21 protein-coding genes are annotated in these 21,604 nt (G+C 61.4%); 12 read left to right on the top strand and 9 right to left on the bottom strand.

Features of this window, described 5'->3' with window-relative positions:
• Window positions 1–131: 131 nt before the first annotated feature.
• A complete protein-coding gene (locus ACO77H_RS15760; RefSeq protein ID WP_432754236.1) occupies window positions 132–1,757 on the bottom strand; it encodes an NADP-dependent glyceraldehyde-3-phosphate dehydrogenase in 1,626 nt (541 codons plus the stop codon).
• 140 nt (window positions 1,758–1,897) lie between these two features.
• Here ACO77H_RS15760 and ACO77H_RS15755 point away from each other — a divergent pair, with 140 nt between their 5' ends.
• Window positions 1,898–2,761, top strand: a complete 864-nt coding sequence (locus tag ACO77H_RS15755) for a Dyp-type peroxidase (RefSeq protein WP_169953067.1) — start codon at window positions 1,898–1,900, stop codon at window positions 2,759–2,761.
• Between the two features lie 28 nt (window positions 2,762–2,789).
• Here the strand turns inward: ACO77H_RS15755 and ACO77H_RS15750 are convergent, their stop codons facing one another.
• On the bottom strand, window positions 2,790–3,311 hold the full coding sequence (locus ACO77H_RS15750) for a DUF3087 family protein (protein WP_170041256.1): 522 nt from the start codon (window positions 3,309–3,311) through the stop codon (window positions 2,790–2,792).
• A gap of 150 nt (window positions 3,312–3,461) precedes the next feature.
• On the opposite strand from ACO77H_RS15750, the gene ACO77H_RS15745 reads away from it, so the two are divergent.
• Entirely contained in the window at window positions 3,462–3,668 is a 207-nt protein-coding gene (locus ACO77H_RS15745) for a DUF6021 family protein (protein ID WP_346266872.1), read from the top strand.
• 74 nt (window positions 3,669–3,742) lie between these two features.
• Here the strand turns inward: ACO77H_RS15745 and ACO77H_RS15740 are convergent, their stop codons facing one another.
• Window positions 3,743–3,985 (bottom strand): DUF6555 family protein, encoded by a 243-nt coding sequence (locus tag ACO77H_RS15740; protein WP_169953073.1) that lies wholly within the window; start codon window positions 3,983–3,985, stop codon window positions 3,743–3,745.
• Window positions 3,986–4,145: 160 nt separating this feature from the next.
• Here ACO77H_RS15740 and ACO77H_RS15735 point away from each other — a divergent pair, with 160 nt between their 5' ends.
• From ACO77H_RS15735 to ACO77H_RS15715, 5 genes are all read left to right on the top strand, one after another.
• The gene (locus tag ACO77H_RS15735; protein WP_169953075.1) at window positions 4,146–4,979 is read left to right on the top strand and encodes an arylamine N-acetyltransferase family protein; all 834 of its coding nucleotides are present in this window, start codon (window positions 4,146–4,148) and stop codon (window positions 4,977–4,979) included.
• A gap of 148 nt (window positions 4,980–5,127) precedes the next feature.
• Window positions 5,128–5,880 carry an outer membrane beta-barrel protein gene (locus tag ACO77H_RS15730; RefSeq protein ID WP_169953077.1) on the top strand — a complete coding sequence of 251 codons (753 nt, stop codon included), beginning with the start codon at window positions 5,128–5,130 and terminating at the stop codon, window positions 5,878–5,880.
• A gap of 154 nt (window positions 5,881–6,034) precedes the next feature.
• Entirely contained in the window at window positions 6,035–6,400 is a 366-nt protein-coding gene (locus ACO77H_RS15725; RefSeq protein ID WP_432754235.1) for a c-type cytochrome, read from the top strand.
• A 74-nt stretch (window positions 6,401–6,474) separates the two neighbouring features.
• Window positions 6,475–7,803, top strand: a complete 1,329-nt coding sequence (locus tag ACO77H_RS15720) for a D-arabinono-1,4-lactone oxidase (protein WP_169953311.1) — start codon at window positions 6,475–6,477, stop codon at window positions 7,801–7,803.
• Between the two features lie 68 nt (window positions 7,804–7,871).
• Entirely contained in the window at window positions 7,872–9,083 is a 1,212-nt protein-coding gene (locus ACO77H_RS15715; protein ID WP_432755762.1) for a DSD1 family PLP-dependent enzyme, read from the top strand.
• Window positions 9,084–9,139: 56 nt separating this feature from the next.
• On the opposite strand, the gene ACO77H_RS15710 is transcribed toward ACO77H_RS15715, so the two are convergent.
• Window positions 9,140–10,078, bottom strand: coding sequence for a SphA family protein (locus tag ACO77H_RS15710; protein ID WP_432754234.1), 939 nt, complete (start codon window positions 10,076–10,078; stop codon window positions 9,140–9,142).
• A gap of 225 nt (window positions 10,079–10,303) precedes the next feature.
• Between ACO77H_RS15710 and ACO77H_RS15705 the strand changes: the two genes are divergently transcribed.
• Together ACO77H_RS15705 and ACO77H_RS15700 are read left to right on the top strand one after the other, a co-directional pair.
• Entirely contained in the window at window positions 10,304–11,341 is a 1,038-nt protein-coding gene (locus ACO77H_RS15705) for an AraC family transcriptional regulator (RefSeq protein ID WP_432754233.1), read from the top strand.
• A gap of 57 nt (window positions 11,342–11,398) precedes the next feature.
• Complete coding sequence (locus ACO77H_RS15700) at window positions 11,399–12,220, top strand: aldo/keto reductase (RefSeq protein WP_169953085.1); 822 nt, start codon at window positions 11,399–11,401, stop codon at window positions 12,218–12,220.
• A 37-nt stretch (window positions 12,221–12,257) separates the two neighbouring features.
• Here the strand turns inward: ACO77H_RS15700 and ACO77H_RS15695 are convergent, their stop codons facing one another.
• Window positions 12,258–12,596, bottom strand: a complete 339-nt coding sequence (locus ACO77H_RS15695; protein WP_169953087.1) for a DUF6388 family protein — start codon at window positions 12,594–12,596, stop codon at window positions 12,258–12,260.
• Window positions 12,597–12,628: 32 nt separating this feature from the next.
• Window positions 12,629–12,841, bottom strand: coding sequence for a hypothetical protein (locus ACO77H_RS15690; RefSeq protein ID WP_346266482.1), 213 nt, complete (start codon window positions 12,839–12,841; stop codon window positions 12,629–12,631).
• 432 nt (window positions 12,842–13,273) lie between these two features.
• Between ACO77H_RS15690 and ACO77H_RS15685 the strand changes: the two genes are divergently transcribed.
• The 3 genes from ACO77H_RS15685 to ACO77H_RS15675 all read left to right on the top strand — a co-directional run bounded on the left by ACO77H_RS15685 (window position 13,274) and on the right by ACO77H_RS15675 (window position 17,905).
• Window positions 13,274–15,376: an EAL domain-containing protein gene (locus ACO77H_RS15685; RefSeq protein WP_432754232.1), complete on the top strand. Its 2,103-nt coding sequence runs from the start codon at window positions 13,274–13,276 to the stop codon at window positions 15,374–15,376.
• Window positions 15,377–15,854: 478 nt separating this feature from the next.
• The gene (praB, locus tag ACO77H_RS15680; protein WP_169953093.1) at window positions 15,855–16,364 is read left to right on the top strand and encodes an alkane oxidation protein activator PraB; all 510 of its coding nucleotides are present in this window, start codon (window positions 15,855–15,857) and stop codon (window positions 16,362–16,364) included.
• Between the two features lie 98 nt (window positions 16,365–16,462).
• Complete coding sequence (locus ACO77H_RS15675) at window positions 16,463–17,905, top strand: outer membrane protein transport protein (protein ID WP_432754231.1); 1,443 nt, start codon at window positions 16,463–16,465, stop codon at window positions 17,903–17,905.
• A gap of 159 nt (window positions 17,906–18,064) precedes the next feature.
• On the opposite strand, the gene ACO77H_RS15670 is transcribed toward ACO77H_RS15675, so the two are convergent.
• From ACO77H_RS15670 to nirJ, 3 genes are all read right to left on the bottom strand, one after another.
• Window positions 18,065–19,525: a cytochrome D1 domain-containing protein gene (locus ACO77H_RS15670; RefSeq protein ID WP_432754230.1), complete on the bottom strand. Its 1,461-nt coding sequence runs from the start codon at window positions 19,523–19,525 to the stop codon at window positions 18,065–18,067.
• Window positions 19,522–20,355 (bottom strand): uroporphyrinogen-III C-methyltransferase, encoded by an 834-nt coding sequence (gene cobA, locus ACO77H_RS15665; RefSeq protein ID WP_432754229.1) that lies wholly within the window; start codon window positions 20,353–20,355, stop codon window positions 19,522–19,524. Before cobA ends, ACO77H_RS15670 begins: the two co-directional genes overlap by 4 nt.
• Window positions 20,356–20,422: 67 nt before the next feature.
• Window positions 20,423–21,601, bottom strand: a complete 1,179-nt coding sequence (gene nirJ, locus ACO77H_RS15660; protein ID WP_169953103.1) for a heme d1 biosynthesis radical SAM protein NirJ — start codon at window positions 21,599–21,601, stop codon at window positions 20,423–20,425.
• Between the last annotated feature and the right edge of the window lie 3 nt (window positions 21,602–21,604).

Below are 21,604 nucleotides of genomic sequence, written 5' to 3'. Positions count from 1 at the left end.
AGCAGGCCTCATCTTTAGATGTTATGCGGTCCAATGTGGGAGCTGGCTTGCCTGCGATAGCATCACCCCGGAGCAACTGATACACCGAGGCGCCTGCATCGCGGGCAAGCCCGCTCCGACATGGGAGCAGTTTAGAAAATATAGTCGGTGGTCAAGAAACTCGACGCCCGGTCGCGAATGATATCGCTGATCAGTGCTTTGTTGTTGTCCTGGAACTTGGTTGCCACCAGGGTGCGAATCGAGAACACCCGCAGGGCGTCATGCACCGACAGCGTGCCCTCGGCCGAGTTCTTGCGGCCATTGAACGGGAACGTGTCGGGGCCGCGCTGGCATTGGGCATTGATATTGATCCGGCCCACCTGGTTGGCGAAGGTGTCCACCAGGCGCCCGACGTGTGCCGGGTCGGTGCCGAAGATACTCAGCTGTTGGCCGAAATCCGATTCCAGGACGTAGTCGATCACCGTGTCCAGATCGCGGTAGGGCACGATCGGTACCACCGGGCCGAACTGCTCCTCGTGATACACGCGCATCTGCGGGTTCACCGGGTACAGCACCGCCGGGTAGAAGAACGAGCCACGGCTGGCACCGCCGTTGGCGTTCACCACCCTGGCCCCGTGTTGCACGGCATCGGCCACCAGGCCGTTGAGGTAATCCACCTTGCCCACTTCCGGCACCGGCGTCAGTGAGACGCCGTCCTCCCATGGCATGCCCGGCTTGAGGGTGGCGAGTTTCTGGTTGAATTTCTCGATGAAGCGCTCGACCACTGACTCATGCACAAACAGGATTTTCAATGCGGTGCAGCGCTGGCCGTTGAAAGACAGCGAACCGGTGAGTGCTTCGTTGACTGCGTTATCCAGGTCGACCTCTGGTAGCACGATGCCGGGGTTTTTCGCATCCAACCCCAGGGCTGCACGCAGGCGATGGGGGCGCGGGTGCAGCTTCTTCAAATCACTGGCCGCCTTGTTGGTGCCGATAAACGCAAAGATATCCACCTTGCCGCTGGCCATCAGCGCACTGACGGTTTCCCGCCCGCTGCCATAGATCACATTGATGACCCCGGCCGGGAAGCTGTCGCGGAACGCTTCCAGTAACGGGCGGATCAATAGCACGCCGAGCTTGGCCGGCTTGAACACCACGGTGTTGCCCATGATCAGCGCCGGGATCAGCGTGGTGAAGGTTTCATTGAGCGGGTAGTTGTAAGGGCCCATGCACAGCGCCACGCCCATGGGCACGCGGCGGATCTGCCCCAGGGTGTCCTGTTCCAGCTCGAAGCGGCTGGAGCGGCGGTCCAGCTCCTTGAGGGCGTTGATGGTGTCGGTGATGTAGTCACAGGTGCGGTCGAACTCTTTCTGTGAATCCTTGAGGTTCTTGCCGATTTCCCACATCAGTAGTTTCACTACGGCATCGCGCTGTTCGCGCATGCGCCGCAAAAACGCCTCGACATGCTGGATACGCTCGACCACCCGCATCGTAGGCCATTGACCCTGGCCACGATCATAGGCCCGCACTGCTGCGTCGAGGGCGAGCAGGGCGGTTTCGGCGTCCAGCAAGGGCGTGCTGCCGATAATCACTGGCGTGTCGCCTTCAGCGCCTGCCAACTGGACCGGGCTGCGCACCTGGGCCAAGGGACCGTTCCAGATGCGCAACTGGCCGTCGACCAGGTAGTCGCGCTGTTCGATGGGGGCGGCGAGGCGAAATTGCTCGGGAATGTCATTGGCGGTGGGAAACAGATTGGCAAGCAGGTGATTGGTGGTCATGTCGCTACCCCTGGAGTGGTTGCACAGCTTGAGTCAGAGATTCCTCCATCCGAGGGCTCTGTTGCAAGGCTTACACGTATTTCCCTACGCACAGTGGGGCTGTGCCGGGTAAACTACGCGGCTTTCTTGAAGGAGTTCATATGAGTCAGTACCAGCCGGGCATTCTTGCCGCACCGGTGCCGTTGCAGGCACGCCATCTGTTTTTTGCCATCGAGTCCATCGACGCGGTGCCGGCTGCGCTCGACGCGCTGGTACAGTTGGCCGACTCGGCAGTGGTGGTGGGGTTGGGTGAGCCGCTGGTCAATGCACTCGGCGCCCGCATCGAAGGGCTGCGCAGCTTCCCACACGTTTCGGCGCCCGGTGCCAACAACCCGTCCACCCAGCAGGCGCTGTGGTGCTGGCTGCATGGTGAAGACCGTGGTGAATTGCTGTTGCGCAGCCGGGCCTTTGAAAAGGCCCTGGCGCCGGCGTTTCGCCTGGTGCAGATGACTGAAGGTTTCCGCTACAAGACCGGTTTTGACCTGACCGACTACGAAGACGGCACCGAAAACCCCCACGACGACGCGGCAATCGAAGCCGCCGTCGCCGGCAGCGGCGCCAGCTTTGCCGCGATCCAGCAGTGGCAACATGACCTGGACGGGTTTGCCGCCTTACCGGCCGAGGAGCGTGACCACATCATCGGGCGTCGCCATGGCGATAACGAAGAGCTGGACGACGCCCCCGAGTCGGCCCACGTCAAGCGCACCGCCCAGGAGAGCTTCACCCCCGAAGCCTTTGTGGTGCGCCGCTCCATGCCCTGGGCCGAAAACGGCCAGGCGGGGTTGATGTTCCTCGCGTTCGGCCATTCCTTCGATGCCTTTGAAGCCCAGTTGCGCCGCATGAGCGGCCTGGAAGACGGGATTGTCGACGGCCTGTACCGCATCAGCACGCCGTTGACCGGTGGTTACTACTGGTGCCCGCCACTCAAGGACGGTCACCTGGACCTCAGCGCGATCTGCGCCTGACCCGCTTGCCGCCGAGAGCGGCTAGCGATCAGTTGTCTTTCAAGGCCTTCAACCACGCTGGATCCAGGCGTGTTTGCTCGGCCTTGATCCCCAGCGCCTTCATCTGCGCCTTATGTTTCTCGACCTCGGCGACCAGTTGTGCCTGGGCGCTGGTATTGGCGTCCAGCTCGTGCATTTGCGTCAGCCCCAGGTGATAGAACCGCAGCAGCTTCATCGCCGTCGGATCGTTGGCCTGTACCCGCTCGGTCACCTTGTGCATCACATTGGTCACCCGCATCAGGCTGCGCTTGAGCTGCCAGCCATAGATCGCCGGCGCGAGCCAAGCCTGTGACCATAGCGGGCCACGTACCAGGGCGATGGTCAGCACCACACCCGCCACCACACCGCCGACATTGAAGCGAAAGTTGTCGCCGCCAGGCTCGCCAAACAACATCACCGCCAGGCTCGACAACAGCATGGCCAGGGCGATGAAGATCACCGCGACGATCAACGTGCTGCGGCGGGTCTGCTGGCGATAGGTTTGCGGATCGACAGGTTTGATCTCAAACATGCGGGGGGCAGTCTCCATGAGCTAAGTAGGGGTATTGCGCGGCGCGGCATCTTCTCACGGTTTGTCGGCGGGCGTGAGAAAGTTGAACGATGACGGTCGGGGTTTTCTCTAAGAAATGTGTGCATCGTGAGCAAAGCGAAGGAGATGGCTGTGACTGAACAATCGAAAAAGCCCGCTGGCCCGCATTCCTCGGAACACGCCAGTGACCAGCACGACCTGGGTTTTGATCCAGACTCCCCGGACGTGGCCGACCCGCAGGTTGACCCCGTCGGCCCGGCCATTGCCCCGCTGGACAAGCAGCATAAAGCCGGCAAGCAGCCGGCCTATGACCCCCTGGGCAACCTGAAACCCAAATAGCCCCCACAACTGTAGGCGCCGGTTTGTCGGCGATGAGGCCCTTTGGCTATTGCCCGTCGCCGACAAACCATCCCCTACAAATGCTTGGGCGCGAGCCAAGTAACCTCGGTGATGCCGTATTTCTCCGCCCATGGCCGGGTAGTCTTCTTGGTGCGCTCATGGCCAGGACGGCCAATACGCCCGACATGGGCCACTCCCGCATCACAGCTGGCCCAATGCCATGCCTCGGCGTTGTTCATCACCTCCGCCCGCACCACAAAGGACTTGGGTTCGCCGTGCAGCCTGTAGTGGATGGTGTAGATCGTTGCCGTGCCCATATTGCCTCCCTGTTTTGATATGGAGTTGATGCAATTAGGTTCAGAAAGGTTCAGAAAGTTTGTGCCACATCCCTACGACCCATTGCCACAGATCAGTATTGGCAGCAGCAACGGTTACGGGTATTAGTGGAACCTTCGCCCCGCGCCCAAGGATCGCGCCATGTCCCAGGATTCACCGAGCCTGACCCACAGCCGCCTGTACCTGCAACGCCTGGGGTATGACACCCCGCCCGCGCCCACATTGGCGACCCTGGCGCAGTTGCAGTTGCGCCATGTCAGTACCTTCGCCTTCGAGAACCTCTCGGTCCTGTCACACCTGCCGGTGCCCCTTGACCTGGCCAGCATCGAGCAAAAAGTCCTGTTCGACGGGCGGGGGGGTTATTGCTATGAACTGAACCAGATGTTCCTGGCCTTGTTGCAAGAGCTGGGCTTCGAGGCGCGAGGAATCACCGGTCGGGTGGTGATCGGCGGGCCGCCTGATGCGCATACCGCGCGCACCCATCGCCTGAGCCTGGTGACCCTTGAGGGTGTGCGCTACATCAGCGATGTCGGGTTTGGTGGCATGGTGCCAAGCAGCCCCTTGCAACTGGACAACCTGGCGCCACAGGCCACCGCCCATGAGCCCTATCGCCTGACCTTGAATGCCGGAAGCTACACCCTGTGGGCCCAGGTAGGCGAGGAGTGGCGTGGGCTGTACGTGTTCGACCTGCAGTCGCAGTCGCACTACGACTATGAAGTGGGCAACTGGTATGTCTCCACTCACCCCGACTCGCCATTTCGCAGGCAGTTGAAAGTGGCGTTGATCGCACCGGGGCTGCGCCGCACCTTGAACAATGGCAACTACGCGGTTCATCACCTGGGCCGCGACAGCGAGAAACGCACGATCAGCGATGTCGACGAACTGTTGGCGCTGCTGCAGCAGGCGTTTGGTTTGCGCGTACCCGAACACCCGCAACTACGCCTGCGACTGGCGCAAATATTGGCCCAGACTTGATGCGGATTTGTATAGAGGCTTGATCTAGAGCCTTCGCTGAAGCGTTTTACCTCCGAATCCAAGGCAAATTAAATCGAACCTTTTGCAAAACAGGGGGTTCGAACCGATTCCTGAATAATTTGCCCACCTCAAAAGGAGATGTAAAACGATGTCCAGACTATTCGGAAAAATCCTCAAGAATTCTTCGGTCCTGGCCCTGGTTGCCGCGCCGGCCGTGGTTTTTGCTGCACCGTCCACCGACCCGATTTCCACCTTCGGTATCCTGGGCAGCTACAACGACTTCAAGCTCGAAGGCGGTAGCGAAAGCGAAAAGGACCATATGCCGCAAGCCGGGGTGTTCTATAACTTCGGCAACAAGCTGACTGCCGAATCCGGCTTCATCTACCAGGCCGGTGTAGACGCCAAGTTCGGCAAGAAAAGTGACAACAAGCTCAAGGACGGCCAGGCCGATCTCGATCTGGGCTGGCGCGCCGCCCTGGATGCGCGCAACTTCGTCGATGTGCTGGTCGGTGGTGGCTACAGCTGGACCCGTTATGAGCCGGACTCTGGCGACTACGACATGAAACTCACCAGCAAGTCGCCGTTTGCCAAGGCGGCGGTGGGTTACAACCATCAGTTCGACAGCATGACCATGCGCGTCGAACTGGGTGCGCGCCACACCCTCGACGGCCGCGCCAAGCTCAAGGTCGACGGCATCGGCAGCGACACCGTGGACCTCAAGGACCGCACCAATCCCTACGCCGAAGTCAGCCTGCTGATGAACCAGAACGGCGACCTGCCAGTGATGGCCGGCCTGTATTACACCCGCACCGAGTACAAGCTCGATGAGGATTCCGAAGTAGCCGATAACACCAAGCTCAAGCGCGATGAGTACGGCTTCAAGGTCGGCCTGGCGTTCTAAGCCAGTTGTCGCGGGCGCCGGCGGTCTGTCATGGAGCGCCGGTCGCCCGACCCTGTCCGCCCAAGCCCCCCTTTGTGTCCCCCAATACCCTCAACACCGCGCCGCCACTGACTTAGTGTGAACCCTGCTGTTCACACAACAAGAGAGGGTGGCTATGTGGTCTACAACCCCCCGTCGCATGGGGTTGCTGCTGGCCTTGCTGGGCCTGCTGTCAGCCTGTAACGACAAACCGCAACATCCCCCGCCCGCCACGGCGAGCAACGCCGTGCCCACCGACCTGGCGCTGGCCCGGCTCTACGACACCAGTTGCAAACTCTGTCACGCCAACCCTGCATCCGGCGCGCCACTGACCGGCGACAGCCAGGCCTGGGCCCCACGTGTTGCCCAGGGCGCAGACACGCTGCTGGACCATACCCTCAACGGCTACCAGGGCATGCCGCCGATGGGTCTGTGCATGCAGTGTTCCGAGGAGCAGTTCCTGGGGCTGATCAGCTTCATGGCCGGTGTTCACATTCAATAATAATGGGGTAGGTGATGGTGCTTTCACGCAGGCAACTGTTGCAGCGTTCGGCCGCAGTCGGCGCGTTCCTGGCAATCAGCAGCAACCCGGCGCTGGCCCAGTTGGCCCGGGCGCCGCGCTTGATCCCGTGGCGCAACTGGTCGGGTGCACAAGCCTGCCTGCCCCTGGAGCGCCTGGCGCCCAAGGACCTGGATGAGTTGGTGCAGGTCATCCGCCACGCCCCGGGCAAGGTCCGCCCGGTGGGTTCGGGCCATTCATTCAGCGCCTTGGTACCGACAGATGGCACGTTACTGTCGCTGAGTTTTTTCAATGGTTTGCTCGATCACGACCCCGGCAGCCTGCAAGCCACCTTTGCCGCCGGTACGCCCATGTCCCGTATGGGGCCTGCGCTCAAGGCGGTCGGCCAGGCGCTGCCGAACATGGCAGATATCGACTACCAGACCCTGGCCGGCGCCATTTCCACCTCGACCCATGGCACCGGGGTCGGTTTTACCTCGTATTCCGCCGGTGTCACCGGCCTGCAACTGGTGACGGCCCAGGGCGAGGTGCTGGAGTGCGACGCTGGGCGTGAGCACGAGGTGTTCAACGTCGCCCGTGTGTCCCTGGGCGCGCTTGGCGTGGCCACCCGCGTGCGCATGCAAAACCGCACGCCTTATCGCCTGCGGGAGCGCCAATGGATCGCCCGCACCGAGGAGCTGTTGGAGGACGTGGCAAACAACACCCGGGAGAACCAGCACTGGGAGATGCTGGTGGTGACCCATTCCGACTACGCGTTGTCCATCGCCCTCAACGAAACCAGCGAAGCCCCGACCCCGCCAATCGACCCGGCAGAGGCGGGCGGCAATGAGTTCGTGTCGATTATCGAAAACCTCGACAAATATGCCAGCGACTTCCCCGCAACCCGCCGCACACTGCTCAACAGCCTGCGCTATTTCGCCAGCTTCCAGGACCGGGTGGCCGAATCGTTCGAGGTCTACGCCAACGTGCGCAATGTGCGTTTCAACGAGATGGAGTATTCGGTGCCCGCCGAACATGGCCCGGCCTGCCTGCGGGAAATCCTCAAGTTGATCCGCGACAAGGACCTGCGTACCTGGTTCCCCATCGAGTACCGCTACGTCAAGGCCGACGACATTCCCCTGAGCATGTTTGAAGGCCGCGACAGTTGTTCGATCTCGGTGCACCAGCACTACACCATGGACCATCACAACTTCTTCGCCGCGGTCGAGCCGATCTTCTGGAAATACGCCGGCCGGCCGCACTGGGGCAAATTGCATAGCCTCAATGCCCGCACCTTGCAGGGCCTGTATCCGCGCTGGAATGAATTCGCGCGGGTGCGCCAGGCCCTCGATCCCGGCGGCAAGTTCCTCAACGCGCACCTGTCATCCATCCTGGGAGTTGCCTGATGAACCGCAGAAACTTCATGGCCGGTACCCTCGGCGCCGGAGCCTTGCTGGTGGCGGGCGCCGCGCTGCTGCGTCCGGCTGACCGGGGCGCGCCGTACAGCGCGTATTTTCGCCAGTTGAACCACCAGCTCAAGGCCCATGGGCCGATGCGTCCGGTGTTGCTGATTGACCTGGATCGTCTGGATCACAACATCGACATCGTGATGCAATCAGTGCGACGCGGCGGCAAGCACCTGCGGCTGGTGGAAAAATCCCTGCCTGCGCCGGGCCTGTTGGCCTACATTGCCCAGCGCGCCGGCACACAGCGCCTGATGTCGTTTCACCAACCCTTTCTGAACCATGATGCCCAGGTGTTCCCCGACGCCGATATCCTGCTGGGCAAGCCGTTGCCGGTGCGTTCTGCCGAGCTGTTTTATCAAGGGCACCAGGGGCCTTTCGACCCCGCCCGGCAATTGCAGTGGCTGCTGGATACGCCACAGCGCCTGCAGCAATACCTGGCGCTGGCCCAGGGCCTGGGCACACGGCTGCGGATCAATATCGAGCTGGATGTGGGCCTGCATCGCGGCGGTATCAGCGATAACGCAGTGTTGGGGCAGATGCTCGGACTGATCAGTGCGCATCCCCAGCATCTGGAGTTTGCAGGGTTCATGGGCTATGACCCGTTTGTCGGCATGGGCGTGCCGGGCATCCTGGGCTCGCCCCAGGCGTTGTTCGACAAGGTCATGCAGCGTTACCACGGTTTTGTCGACTTTACCCGCCAGCAGTTTGCCGCGTTGTGGCGTGATGGCCTGACGCTCAATACCGCTGGCAGCCCCAGCTATGGGATGCATGAGCAGGAGCAGTTGAGCAGCGAAGTCTCTGTGGGCACCGCCATGCTCAAACCCACGCATTATGATTTGCCCTCCCTCAGCGAGCACGTCCCGGCGGCCTACATCGCCACGCCGGTGCTCAAAAGCACCGGCGCGGTCAACATCCCGGCGCTGGACGACAAGTCCCGGTTGTTGTCTTGGTGGGATCGCAACCAGCGCGAGACGTTCTTTATCTATGGCGGTAACTGGATGGCTGAGTTCGAGTCGCCCCTGGGGCTGCAAAGTAATGGCTTATATGGCCGCAGCTCCAATCAGGAGATGGTCAATGGTTCGCCGGGGGTTGGCTTAAACATCGACGATCAGGTGTTCTTGCGCCCGACTCAGACTGAGTCGGTGCTGTTGCAGTTTGGCGATCTGCTGGCGGTGCGCGGCGGCAAAATTGTCGACAGCTGGCCGGTCTACACGGGTTGAAACTGCGCACGCCTGTGTAGGAACCGGCCTGTGGCAAAGGCCTTGTTGCAGGGCGGCTACAACGCAAACGGGATCGTTAGCTTGGCCCACAACATGTCGCCTTGCGGCCGGTTCTCTACATCAAATTCCTTGGCCCAGCGGATCTCCGCACTGGCGTACTTGAGAAAGGTGAAGTACACCGCCGGCCCCACCGCAAACACCTGGCCCCGCACCCCATCGTCGACGTCTTCGCCGTAGATAGTGGTGACAGTGCGCCCGTACTGCTTATCGTCAGTCGTCTGCTTGAGATAGTAGCCATTGATGCCCAGGCTGACGTTGTCGCTCACTTTGTAGCTGGCCGAGTAGTCGAAGTGGAAAATCTGCCCGGAGCGGTAGTCGGTGTCGTGGTTTTCCTGGTTGAAGCTGTAGGTGGTCTTGATCGACAGTTCAGTGCGCTCGTTGGGTAGCCATGTCACCGACACCAGCGGCTTGTAGGTGTAGAAGTTGTTGCTGGTGTTGGCCAGGCGCGAGGCATCGTACTCACCGGTAGGCACAGTGATTTCCACGGCGGCGCCCAGGGTCAGGTTTGTGCCCAGGTCCCACAGGATGATCGGCGCGATGGTGGTGTCGCCCATGCTTTCGCGTTGGTCCGACATGCCGAACAGCGCCACTTGTTGCTTGAGGTATGGCTGGGCAATGTAGCCGCCCAGCCGCCCGCCAAACACCCGCAGCGGGCTCAGGTAGTCCAGGCGCGGGATGATCGCGTCCGAGCGGATCTTTACCTGCGCTACTTTGCCCCCCAGGGAGCTGATGTCCAGTTTCGTCGCTTCATAGTGGTTGTAGTAAAGGTTGAAGGCGAACATGTGGTCCGGCAGGTGATCGACATCCAGGGGCAGGATGTAAAAGCCATCGGTACCGGGACCGATATTGTCCACGCCGCCCTCCGTGGCCAGGGTCGGCAGGCTGATAAGGGCCAGGGCAAGGGGCAGGGGGGCAAGCGCGCGGGTTGGGTTCATGGCTGGGCTCATTATTATTGTTGGATGAATGCACCGGCGGCCCTCATCGCAGCCGCGCCCATAGAAATAAGCCCTTGGCGCCCCAGTGGGCAGGGTATTGGCGGCCACATAAGGGGGCTTTGCCGGACACCGTTCATTCAGAGTGCGGCGAGCCTTGCAAGCACCTATGATTGTCAGGATGTTTCTAAAACAATAACCGGGCATAGAGTCGGGAATCGCAGATCCATGCACAGCAAAACCGTTGATCCACACTACGAATTGGCGCTGGTGTCGCCTTTTCTCCTGCAGACCCTGGGGCAGGTCGTGGCGCAGAAGGGCGCCAATGCCGAGCATCTGTGCCGTGGCCTGGGGTTTACCCTGGCCGACCTGGAAGACCCGGCGCTACGCATTTCCTATCGCCAGGCGGTGGCGATGATCCAGCGTGCCCTCAAGATCCTGCCCGAGCAGGGCCTGGGCCTGTGTGTCGGCAATCAGAACGTGCTGGGCACCCTGGGCCTGCTGGGGCATGTCATCTCGTTGTGCAAGACCTTGCGCGATGCCTTTGCCGTGGGCGAGCGCCACCAGCACACCTCCGGCGGTATCGCCACCTCACGCACCCATGAAGGCACGCAGGAGGTCATGGTGGATGTCGAATGCCTGTTGCCTTATGCCGAGGTCCAGGTGTTTGCCGCCGAGGAGTTCTTCGCCAGCCTCATGATCTACGGTCGCACCCTGGTGGGCAGCGAGTTCAAGCCATTGCGCATGGAATTCATGCATGCGCCGCCGGTGTATGCCGGCGAGTACCAGCGTTTGTTCGGTGACGATGTGCGCTTTGGCTGCCTGCATAACCGCATGGTCCTGGAGACCCGGTGGCTTGATGTGCCGTTGCCCAACCACCATGCCCTGGCATTGCGTCAGGCCATTGGCCTGCTGGAACTGGAAAGTGCCGAACTGCACCGCAAAATGGACCTGATCCAGGCGGTGGAGCGCGCCATTTCCCGCGACTTGCAGGGCAGCCAGCTAGAAAAAGTTGCCCGTGACCTGAACATGAGCGGGCGCACCCTGCGCCGGCGCCTGACCGACCATGGGCTGACGTTCGAAGCCTTGCTCGAACAGGTACGTCGCTCTCGCACCATGGGGCTGCTGGGCAACCCCGGGTTGTCCATCGAGCGTATTACCCAAGAGGTCGGCTACAGTGACGTACGCAGTTTTCGCCGGGCGTTCAAGCGCTGGACGGGGCTCAGCCCCAGTGCGTTTCGGGGCATGCCCACGGATTTGCATTGAACCCCGCAGCCCGCTCAGTGCCACATTAGGGCAACGCACACTTATCTGGAGGTTGGCATGCGCACCATCGATCTGGCGGGTACCCCGGTTCCGGTCATCGGCCAAGGCACTTGGCGTATGGGTGAAGACCCTGGACAGCGAACGGCACAAGTCGCTGCGCTGCAACTGGGCATCGACGAAGGCATGACCCTGATCGACACCGCCGAGATGTACGGCGAGGGCGGTGCTGAAGAAGTGGTCGGGCAGGCGATCCAGGGGCGCCGCGAGCAGGTGTTCCTGGTCAGCAAGGTCTACCCCCACAACGCCAGCAAAGCCGGGATTCCCCGCGCCTGCGAAGCCAGCCTCAAGCGCCTGGGTACCGACCACATCGACTTGTATCTCCTGCACTGGCGCGGGCAATACCCCCTTGCAGAAACGGTTGAAGCCTTTGAACGGCTGCGTGACGCCGGCAAAATCGGGCGCTGGGGTGTGTCCAACTTCGACGTCTCGGACCTTCAAGAGTTGGCATCACCTGCCTGCGCCACCAATCAGGTGCTCTACAACATCGAACAACGCGGCATCGAGTTCGATCTGTTGCCCTGGTGGCAACAACACAACCTGCCGTTGATGGCGTACTGCCCAATCGCCCAGGGTGGACAGCTGCTGGCCAGCCCCACCCTCAAGCAGATTGCCCGTCGCCATGGGGTGACACCGGCCCAGGTTGCCCTGGCGTGGGTATTGCGCCAGGACGGCGTTATCGCCATCCCCAAGGCCGTGACCCCCGAGCACGTGCGTCTCAACGCGGCGGCGGCCAGGCTGGTGCTCGACGAGCATGACCTGGACGCCATCGACCGGGTATTCGGTGCGCCGATACGCAAGCATCCGCTGGCAATGGTGTGATGTCGCGACGCGATGCCGTTTTCGCTGCCCGCAAAGGTTACCCGCTACGGTCAGCCAGGCCATGTAACTGACAGTACTCAGCCCACTCCAGGCCTGCCATCTGGGCCACTTCCTTATGCACTTCCAGGCGCTTGGTCTCGAACTCCTGCGGCGACTGGCTGATCAGCTGCAGCGTCAGCTCCCAGGCGAACAGGTTCTGCGCCTCGGCCTCGGCCTCAAAGGCTTCGTGCAGGCGTTCGGCACGGTATTGGGCCATGGTTTCGCGCTTGGCCTGGGCGGCCAAGGGGTTCAGCGTGTCCAGTTCGGCGCGCAGCTCGGGGCGCTGCTCCAGGAAAATATCCAGGGCAAGCCGAAGGTTTTCGCCAGGTTCAGACAAGGGGTTACTCCAGCAGTACAGGTTGCCCGACCTCAGGACGAGGCTTGTTCGTAGCGGCTCTTGCGGCGGGCGCGTTTACGCAGGCGATTGGCCGTCCACTGTTGCAGCGGATCGAGCATAAAGAAAAACAGGTACGCAGCGAGCACCAGGGTCAAGTCGACCCAGGTTTTGCTGATAGGCCCTTCGACGGCTTCGACCGCGGCCTTGATCAAAAACAGTACGGCGACCCCACACAACCAGAGCACTACAGTGAAAACCAGAGGTCGTGCGCGATTTGAAATCCTGCGTTGCATGTTCAATACATCTCCCTGAGATCCCTGGGTCAGTCGGCGTAGCGACCCCTTGGGTGTAAAAGTGGTCCGTGGCTCGAGTCGTTCGATACCGGCCTGGGGGTCGACAGACCCACGAAGCTGATGACCTGTGCGGGCTGCAGTTGGTTCCGAAAACCTGCTCCAGACGCGTGGGCGCAAGGCCCGTAAGCGCACTATTGTTTCAAAAAGCGTAGGAAATTACACCCTTGTCTGCACGCCAACTGGCCCCGCAAGACGGCGCATCGCCGCCAGACGCGGCAAAGTCCTTTCATTTTCGCGGCCTGCACGTGTAGCGTTAAGCCATCGTTGAAGACTCTGGTCGAGGGGCTGGCCCCGCTGGGATGGCCCCAGGGCAAGGAGATAATCATGGCGCAAACGCTGTTCAAACTCTTCTTCACCCGGCGCCTGGCGGCTTTGGCGAGCACAGAGTCGTTGCGGGCCATCCGCGAAGGCTTGCTATGGATCTTGCCGTGCCTGCTGGTTTCGGCAGGGTTCCTGCTGTTGTCTGAATGTGCGCGTATCCTCGATTTTCCCCCGCCGCTGGTGGCCTTCCTGGCGGGCCTGCACGCCAAGATCAGTTCAGTGATCCCGCTGCTGGTGGCGGCTTCCATCGGCTATATGCTGGCGATCCAGCACCGCTTGCCACAGTTGCCGGTGGCCTTCCTGTGCCTGGCGCATGTGGTCATTGCGACCTTTGTCCTGCGCGATTATCCACGGGCGTCGGCAACCTTCGTTCTGTTTATTGCTATTGCTTCGCCACTGATCAATGTCCCGGCGATTGCCTGGCTGCATCGGTGGCGCTGGACCCGCCTGGTCAACGAAGACCTGGTGGGGCACAACCTCAAGGGCACCGTCAACATGGTGGTGCCAGGGGCAATCACCGCATTGCTGCTGGTGGTGATCTTGTCGTTGCTGTTGCAGGTACCCCATGTGGTGCAGTTCCAGGGCCCGGTAATGCTTGATGCGTTGCAGTCGCCTTATGGCAGCGGGATGTTTGTCACGGCGATCAACTCGCTGCTGTGGTTTTTTGGCATCCATGGTGTGTATGCGATGCAACCGCTGTTTGACGCACTGGACCAGGCCGTGGTGCTCAACAACACGGCGCTGGCGGCGGGGGAGCCGATCCGGTACCTGTTGAACGGCGGCCTGCTGGGCTGCTTTGCCTTTATTGGTGGCGCTGGCGGTTCCCTGTGCCTGTTGCTGGCGATCCTGCTGTTTTCCAAGACCCAATCCATGCGCCTGCTGGCAGTGGCCAGCCTGCCGCTGTCACTGTTCAACGTCAGCGAAGTGTTGCTGTTCGGCTTGCCGATCATCCTCAACCCGCGCCTGTTCATACCCTTTTTAGCCGTGCCGGTGATCAACACGGTATTGGCGTTACTGGTGGTGCAGGCCGGCTGGGTTTCGCCTGCGGTGGCCAGCGTGCCATTTACCGCGCCGGTGCTGCTCAATGCCTACCTGAGCACCCAGGGCGACCTGGCTGCGGTGGCGTTGCAACTGGTGCTGCTGGGCTTGGGCACGCTCGTCTATGCGCCCTACGTGCGCGCGATCCATCGCCAGGCGCAAGAGGGCGGTACGGTTTACCTCAAGTCATTTGACATGACCTTTCACGGGCTCGAAGAAAAAGGCCGCCTACTGGAACTGGACCCGGTGCTGGCGTCGCACAAGGCGCTGGCACGCCAGGCCATTGAATTGAGCAGGATCCAGCAGATCAGCGACTACGAGTTCTACCTGGAGTACCAACCCCAGGTGTCCTCCCTGACGGGCCTGTGCACTGGCTGCGAAGCACTGATGCGGGCCCGCGATGGCCAAGGCAAGGTGCATTCGCCCTGGGAGTTCCTCCAGTGGCTGGCCCAGGCCCGGTTGATGCCGGACGTGGACTTGTGGGTCGCCTCCCAGGCCGTACGCCAATACCTGAAGTGGCAGAAAATCGGCTTTGCGCTGCCGATCACCATCAATGTCTCCAGTGCCACCCTGACCGCCCCGGCGTATGGCCGGCAACTGGTGCAAATCCTGTCCCAGGCCAACGGCCAGGTGTCGGTGGAGATTACCGAGGATGCGCTGGTGGGCGACATTCAGATGACCCGGCAGATGATCGAAAAACTGCAGGGCATTGGGGCCAAGGTCTATATCGACGACTTTGGCACCGGGTTTTCCGCGCTGAGTTATCTGCACCAGTTCCCGGTGGACTACATCAAGATCGACCGCAGCTTTGTCGTGGCCCAGCAGGACCCCAAGGGCGCCCAGGTATTGATCGGCATGTTGCGCTTTTGCGAAGCGCTGAACCTGGGAGTGGTGGTTGAAGGGGTGGAAACGGCCGAGCAATTGGCCTTCGTGCAGTCGGGCAGGGGCCACGCCGGGGCAGAGCTGATTATCCAGGGCTGGTATTTCAGCAAAGCATTGCCCTGTGACGGGGTACAAGACTTTGTGCGCAAATGTGCGGCCAATGGTAATGCGCAGGCCGGCGTATAAATCCTTCTACATATAACCCGCGTATTGAAGTGTCCGCTTTAATGGGTCTTCCTACTGCATACACAGCTAATTCGTAGGACTAGTCGCAAATGGAAAATGCCCTCTGGTGTGCGGCGTTTTTTCAGGTAGATTATTTAATACGAATTTTGAAAAAGAATTTTAAATTGAAGCTTACTTAATGGCTGTGTCCTTGCTCAGTGTCTATGCCTTGGCTTTTAGTGCGGCAGGCATGGCATTTGAGGCGCGCAAGGATTTTAAGTTACACCTGCGCAAAGTTTGGCTTTTAGTGATCTGCCGATTAATCATTACGGCGGACTCAATGCGGCTTTGACTCGGGAAGTTGTTGCTTAAACAAGTGTAAGTATATCGTTAGTTGAATTTGAATTTGGCTGGAAAGAGCGTCTTGCGGTTTACCGTGGGCGCTTGATCATGGCCATTATCCCGGCGACTTAGTTCGCTATTTATGTGAGGAAAAATAATGAAAAGCTTGAAGACCCTCGTTTGTATAAGTTCCTTTGCTCTGTTGTTTGGCGCAGCTTCCATGGCCAGCGCTGTGTCGATCACCCCGGAAGGCCCGTTTACCACTGATCCAGGCACCATTGTTGTAACGTCGCCATCTTCCCTGGGAGCTCCCATTTCGTGCGGCATCGTGTTCGGCGGCAATGTCAGCGGTGGTGTCGCCACCGTGACGTCGGCCACATTGACCGGCGGTGGCCTGTGCAATCTGCCGAAGCTGAAAAACATTCCGTCTCCTGGCTGGGTGTTGACCGCCACCAGCTATAACGCGAGCACCGGCACCGGCACTGGCACCGTGTCAAACGTGGGCTGGACCGTGGCATTCCCGGCATCCAACTGCGGCGCGGGTACGTTGAATGGTGAATGGGACCAGGCGACCCGCACCCTGACCGGTAAAAACCAACCGCTGTCCGGCAACTGCGCCGTCCAATCCTTGAGCGTCAGGGTGCCGACGCTCAGCGTAGGGCCGTGAGCAACTCACTCTCTGGTGCAAAGGGCTGATCACCCGTGAAAGGCAGGCGCCTCGATAGAGGCGCCTGTTGTACGGCGGATAACAAAAAGGAGTCGAGCATGAGTGACAAGAAGCAGCAGGCCCGGGTATGCCTCGGCCTGGCAATGTGGGCTGGGCTGATGGCCGGGGGCAGTCAGGTCCAGGCGGGCGCATTCATGACGCCGACGGCCAGTACTGCCGGCTGGGGGCGGGCGTTCGGTGGAGGGGCGATGTTCCAGAACGATCCCTCGGCGGCCTACAACAACCCGGCGGCGATGGCATTTATTGACCAGAGCATCTCGCAGTTCACCCTCAACTACGCCGACATCGACATCAAATACAAAGGCTCGGCACATGACTACATGGGCAATCCGGCGTCCAGCACGGTATTCGACCCGGACACTGGCCTCACGACGTCCACCCCGCGTACCGGCAACGGTGGCCAAGGCGGCTTCGACGCCTGGGTGCCGAGCGGCTTTGTGGTGATACCGCTCAACGAGCGCTTTGCCTTCGGCCTGAGCCAAGTGGTGCCCATGGGCGCACGCACGACGTGGGACGAAGACTGGAAAGGCCGCGACTTTGCGGTGGACACCAAGATCGAAACCGTGGGCCTGACCGGTTCGTTATCGTTCAAGGTCAATGAGCAGTTTGCCGTGGGCGGCGGTGCGATTGTGCAGCACACCAAAGGCTTCGTGAGCCAGAACGTCGACCTGTATGCCGCCGCCGCGCAGTCGCCGGACCTGGGCAACATTCCCTTTCCGGCGGGCCAGGGCAGCGCCTTGATGCGGGTCAAGGTCGACAACACCTCCCTGGGCTGGTTTGCCGGCATGGCCTGGAAGCCGACGTTGCACGACACCTTCGGCCTGAACTACCACGCCAAGATCAGTAACAAGCTGGAGGGTAAATACAATATCCACGCCGATGCACTTTCCAGGGACCTGATGACCACCCCGGTACTCGATGGCAAGACCCTGGTCGAACTGGCCTATCCGGGCCTGCATCTGTATCCCGGTGGTGCCAATGCCTCGGCACAGTTGGACATCCCGGCCAATGCGTCCCTGGACTGGGTCCACCGGTTTTCTGAGCGCTTGACCCTGGGCCTGAGTGCCACCTGGACCCAATGGTCATCGTTCAAGGCGCTGACCTTGAAGTCGGATGGCAGCACCCTGGTATCGATTCCGTACAACTACAAAAACACCTGGACGTACGCCATCGGTGGCGACTACGCCCTCACCGACGACTTCACCCTGCGCAGCGGCGTGGCATTTGACCAGACCCCAACCCCCAACTCCACCCGCGACCCACGGATCCCGGATGGTGATCGGGTATTTGCGTCCCTGGGTTTTGGCTACCACATCCGGGCGATTCCGGGCTTGAGCATCGACGGCGCTTATTCGCGGCAGTTTGTGCAAAGTGTCAAGCTCAAGACCAAGAACATTGACCGTCTTGGCGCCGCGTCGCTAGAAGGAAAAGCCGAGATCAAAGGCGAAGTGCTTAGCCTGGGCGCTACCTACGCCTTCTGAGCGAGATCCCCTGCAAGAACGGGCTAGCCAGCTCCTACAGTGGGTCGGTGGTGTGGCCAAGCAGATCCCCTGTGGGAGCGGGCTTGCCCGCGATAGCTGCAGCCCACTCACCATCCCTCTTGGCGGGTACACCGCTATCGCCAGTCACCCACCCCCACATCAATGTGAAGTCCCCTCAGCAAACTCGATCTTGTTCCCCACGTTGTACTTGCCCGAAGGCTTGTTCATGGGAATCCGCTTGACCTCCTGCAGCGTCTGGCTGTCATACACGATCAACGCACCCTCGCGATCCCAGATGCTCAACAGCAGGTAACGCCCATCCCGGGTGAACTCCACGTGCGCCGCCGTCTTGCCCGGCATGGGCCGCAAGGTGTGGGCGATTTCCAGGGTCTGCTTGTCGATCAAGTGGATCGAATCATTGCCGGGCGCAAAAAACACATCACTCCACACATAGCGCGAATTGCTGTGGCTGCGCATAAAGAACCCCGGCCCGAGCGTGGGGATCTGTTTGATCAGCTTCCAGGTCTTGAGGTCCAGCACCGAAATCTGCCCCTTGCTGATATTCGGCGTGGCAAACACCCACTGCCCGTTGCGCTGCCAGTAAGTCCCCGAGCCCAGGTGCGGCATGCCGGCCAGCGCAATGTCGGTGACCACCTGCCCGGAGTCGAGGTCGATCACTTGCCCGCCGCCGGCCTTGCGCGAGGTGGCGAGCAGTTGGCGATAGTCAGGTGAAAAGGAAAAATCATCGAGCACATCCTGGGCCTGGATGCGCCGGGGTTCGAAGCTCGGGCTGGGCGCCGCATAGGACAACTCCCAAACCTCATTCACATCCTTGAGGGCGACGATAAAGCTGTTGCGCGGAGGAGCGGTGTACACCGCGCTGACCCGCGAGTTTGTCGGTAAGGTCTTGACCAGCGACAGATCGCGCGCATCCAGCACCACCAGGTTGCCCGGCAGGTAATTGCCCACCAGCACCCAGCGCCCGTCCTTGCTCACCGCGAGGTTGCGGGTATTGAGCCCGGCGCGGACCTCGGCGATCAGCTTGAGGTTGTGCAGGTCATACAGGCTGATCCAGCCGTCGCGCGAAGCAAAGTACACAAAACGCCCGTCCGGAGAAAACTTTGGCCCGCCATGTACGGCAAAGTGCGAGGCAAAGCGGTCGAGCACTTCAAAGCGATCACCGTCGAGAATATCGATGTGATGGTCGCCGGACTCCACCACCACAAACAGGTTCAGCGGGTCGGCGTGGTGTTGCGGGGTGCTCGGCAGTTGGCTGACGTCGGCCAATTGGCGATGGCTGCTACGGATATCCTGTTCGTTCCAGGTCGCGGGGGTGGCCGGCGGCTGTTGCAGAAAACTCACCAGGGCGTCGATCTGTTGCGCCGTCAGCAGCGGCGCGAATGCCGCCATCTGGCTGGCCGGGCGGCCGTGTTCGATCACCTGGCGCATCTCGGCCGGCTTGATTCGCCCCAGGCTCTCGGGCAACAACGCCGGGCCGCTGCTGCCGACCCGGTTGAGGCCATGGCAGCTTTGGCAATGCTGCTGGTAATCGGCGGCGGCATCCGGTGCGCCGTGGGCGGCGCTGGCCCAGAGCAGCGGCACCAGCCACAGGCGTTTCATACCGCCACCCTGGACGCCGCGAAGTGGCCGGGCACAAGGCTGGCGGGGTAGTGCAGGGCGGCGTCGGCAAACAGGTCGACCACCTGCCCGATCACCGTCAAGGTCGGCACGCCGGGCTCGCACATCAGCGCCAGGGCTGGCAGCAGGCGCAGGGTGCCGCGATGCACCTGCTGGTCGGCGCGGGCGCCGTTGCAGATCAGCGCCGCTGGCGTGTCGGCGGGCAGGCCGGCACCGATCAGGCGCTCGGCGATCATCGCCAGGTTCGACAGGCCCATGTAGAACACCAGGGTCTGGCTGCCGTCGGCGAGGCTGTCCCAGGGCAGCTTCAATTCGCCGTCGCGCTGCAAATGCCCGGTGACAAAGCGGCACGAGTTGACCAGGTCACGATGGGTCAGCGGGATGCCCGCATAGGCGCTGCAACCGGATGCCGCCGTGATGCCGGGCACCACCTGGCACGACACACCTTGCGCCAGCAGGTACTCCAGCTCTTCGGCACCGCGGCCAAACACGAACGGGTCGCCGCCCTTGAGCCGCACCACCCGCTGCCCCTGCTGGGCCAGTTCGGCCAGCAGTTCGTTGATCTGCGCCTGGGGGAGGCTGTGATAACCGCTGGCCTTGCCCACGTAATGCCGGGCGCAGGTCAGTGGGATCAGGGTCAGCAGATCGGCACTGATCAGGCGATCGAACACCACCGCATCGGCCTGCATCAGCAGGCTCCAGGCGCGCAGGGTGAGCAGGCGCGGGTCACCGGGGCCGGCGCCGACCAGGGCGACTTCGCCGGGGTGGAAGGGGCTGTGCAGCACGGAGGGTAATGCGTGGGATGAGTGCATGAGACTTCCTTGGTTCATCATCAGGTTGGCGGCCCCCGGTTGTGTCACCAGGTGGCCGGCCGGTGGTTCAGCGTGCCGAGCAAGGAATCAAGGTGGGCGGTGTACGGGCGATCTCTGCATCGCTGAGGTAGCAACCGGGGTCCGGGCCCCAGAGGTCGCCGTCGGCCCAGGCGCGGGTGCGCGTGTTGCCGTTGCAGATCCCCAGCCAGCGGCACTCGGTACAACGGCCACCGATCTGGCGTGGGTATTGGCGCAGGCGCAGCAGCAACGGGTCGGGGCGCTCCAGCCAGATCTCGCGGAACGAGGTGTGGCGCACATTGCCCACCGAGTATTGCCACCAGTAAGTGTCCGGGTGCACTTCGCCGGTGTTGTCGATATTGGCAATGCCGCTGCCCGAGGCATTGCCGCCCCAGGCATGCAGCAGGTGTTCAAGTTGCGGGTAGTGTTCCGGCAGGTGCTGGTGCACCCATTGCAGCAACAACACGGCGTCGGCGTCGTTGTTGCCGCTGACAAAATCACTGGCCACGCCATTCTGGATGTCGTCCCAGGCCTGCTGGAAAATCATCAGCATGGCCTCGCGGCTCATCTGCTGGTGCGCGTCCAGTTGCCGGCTGCGTTTGCCGCGCCCACTGTAGTTGAGGTGCGAGAGGTAAAACTTCTGCACATCGTATTCCCGCATCAAGGCCAGCAATTGCGGGAGCTGCGCGTGGTTTTCCTGGGTCAGGGTCGTGCGCAGGCCGACGCGGATACCCGCCTGGCGGCACAGGTTGATGGCGTGCATCGAGCGCTCGAAACTACCTTCGCATTGGCGGAATGCATCGTGGGTGGCCTTCAAGCCATCGATGCTGATGCCCACATAGTCAAAGCGTGCGGCGGCGATCTGCTGGATGTTGCCTTCATCGATCAGCGTGCCATTGCTCGACAGCGCAACAAAAAAACCCTTGGCACGGGCATAGGCGCTGAGTTGGAACAGGTCCTCGCGCAGCAGGGGTTCGCCGCCCGAGAGAATCAACACCTTGACCCCGGCCTCGTGCAGGTCATCGATCACCTTCAGTGCGGCCTCGGTGTCCAGTTCATCGCGGAACACGCTGTCGGCGCTGGTGGCATAGCAGTGCTTGCAGGTCAGGTTGCAACGGCGCAGCAGGTTCCAGATCACCACCGGCGCGCGCTGGCTGCCCGGTTTGGCGCTGCGCGGTGGTGGGCATTGACCGGCCAGGGTGCGCAGGTAATGACTGATCCTAAGCATAAG

Origin of the sequence: Pseudomonas sp. WMBT8 (assembly GCF_050916005.1) — a bacterium.
In the GTDB taxonomy this organism is placed as follows: domain Bacteria; phylum Pseudomonadota; class Gammaproteobacteria; order Pseudomonadales; family Pseudomonadaceae; genus Aquipseudomonas.
This window is presented reverse-complemented; position numbering and strand designations above follow the sequence as displayed.

Excerpts from the sequence above, each read along its gene's own strand:
- ACO77H_RS15670 (WP_432754230.1), bottom strand. The coding sequence starts at position 19,525 with ATGAAACGCCTGTGGCTGGTGCCGCTGCTCTGGGCCAGCGCCGCCCAC.
- ACO77H_RS15675 (WP_432754231.1), top strand. The coding sequence starts at position 16,463 with ATGAGTGACAAGAAGCAGCAGGCCCGGGTATGCCTCGGCCTGGCAATG.
- ACO77H_RS15725 (WP_432754235.1), top strand. The coding sequence starts at position 6,035 with ATGTGGTCTACAACCCCCCGTCGCATGGGGTTGCTGCTGGCCTTGCTG.
- ACO77H_RS15705 (WP_432754233.1), top strand. The coding sequence starts at position 10,304 with ATGCACAGCAAAACCGTTGATCCACACTACGAATTGGCGCTGGTGTCG.
- ACO77H_RS15700 (WP_169953085.1), top strand. The coding sequence starts at position 11,399 with ATGCGCACCATCGATCTGGCGGGTACCCCGGTTCCGGTCATCGGCCAA.
- nirJ (WP_169953103.1), bottom strand. The coding sequence starts at position 21,601 with ATGCTTAGGATCAGTCATTACCTGCGCACCCTGGCCGGTCAATGCCCA.
- praB (WP_169953093.1), top strand. The coding sequence starts at position 15,855 with ATGAAAAGCTTGAAGACCCTCGTTTGTATAAGTTCCTTTGCTCTGTTG.
- ACO77H_RS15755 (WP_169953067.1), top strand. The coding sequence starts at position 1,898 with ATGAGTCAGTACCAGCCGGGCATTCTTGCCGCACCGGTGCCGTTGCAG.
- ACO77H_RS15735 (WP_169953075.1), top strand. The coding sequence starts at position 4,146 with ATGTCCCAGGATTCACCGAGCCTGACCCACAGCCGCCTGTACCTGCAA.
- ACO77H_RS15710 (WP_432754234.1), bottom strand. The coding sequence starts at position 10,078 with ATGAACCCAACCCGCGCGCTTGCCCCCCTGCCCCTTGCCCTGGCCCTT.
- ACO77H_RS15740 (WP_169953073.1), bottom strand. The coding sequence starts at position 3,985 with ATGGGCACGGCAACGATCTACACCATCCACTACAGGCTGCACGGCGAA.
- ACO77H_RS15750 (WP_170041256.1), bottom strand. The coding sequence starts at position 3,311 with ATGTTTGAGATCAAACCTGTCGATCCGCAAACCTATCGCCAGCAGACC.
- ACO77H_RS15685 (WP_432754232.1), top strand. The coding sequence starts at position 13,274 with ATGGCGCAAACGCTGTTCAAACTCTTCTTCACCCGGCGCCTGGCGGCT.
- cobA (WP_432754229.1), bottom strand. The coding sequence starts at position 20,355 with ATGCACTCATCCCACGCATTACCCTCCGTGCTGCACAGCCCCTTCCAC.
- ACO77H_RS15730 (WP_169953077.1), top strand. The coding sequence starts at position 5,128 with ATGTCCAGACTATTCGGAAAAATCCTCAAGAATTCTTCGGTCCTGGCC.
- ACO77H_RS15760 (WP_432754236.1), bottom strand. The coding sequence starts at position 1,757 with ATGACCACCAATCACCTGCTTGCCAATCTGTTTCCCACCGCCAATGAC.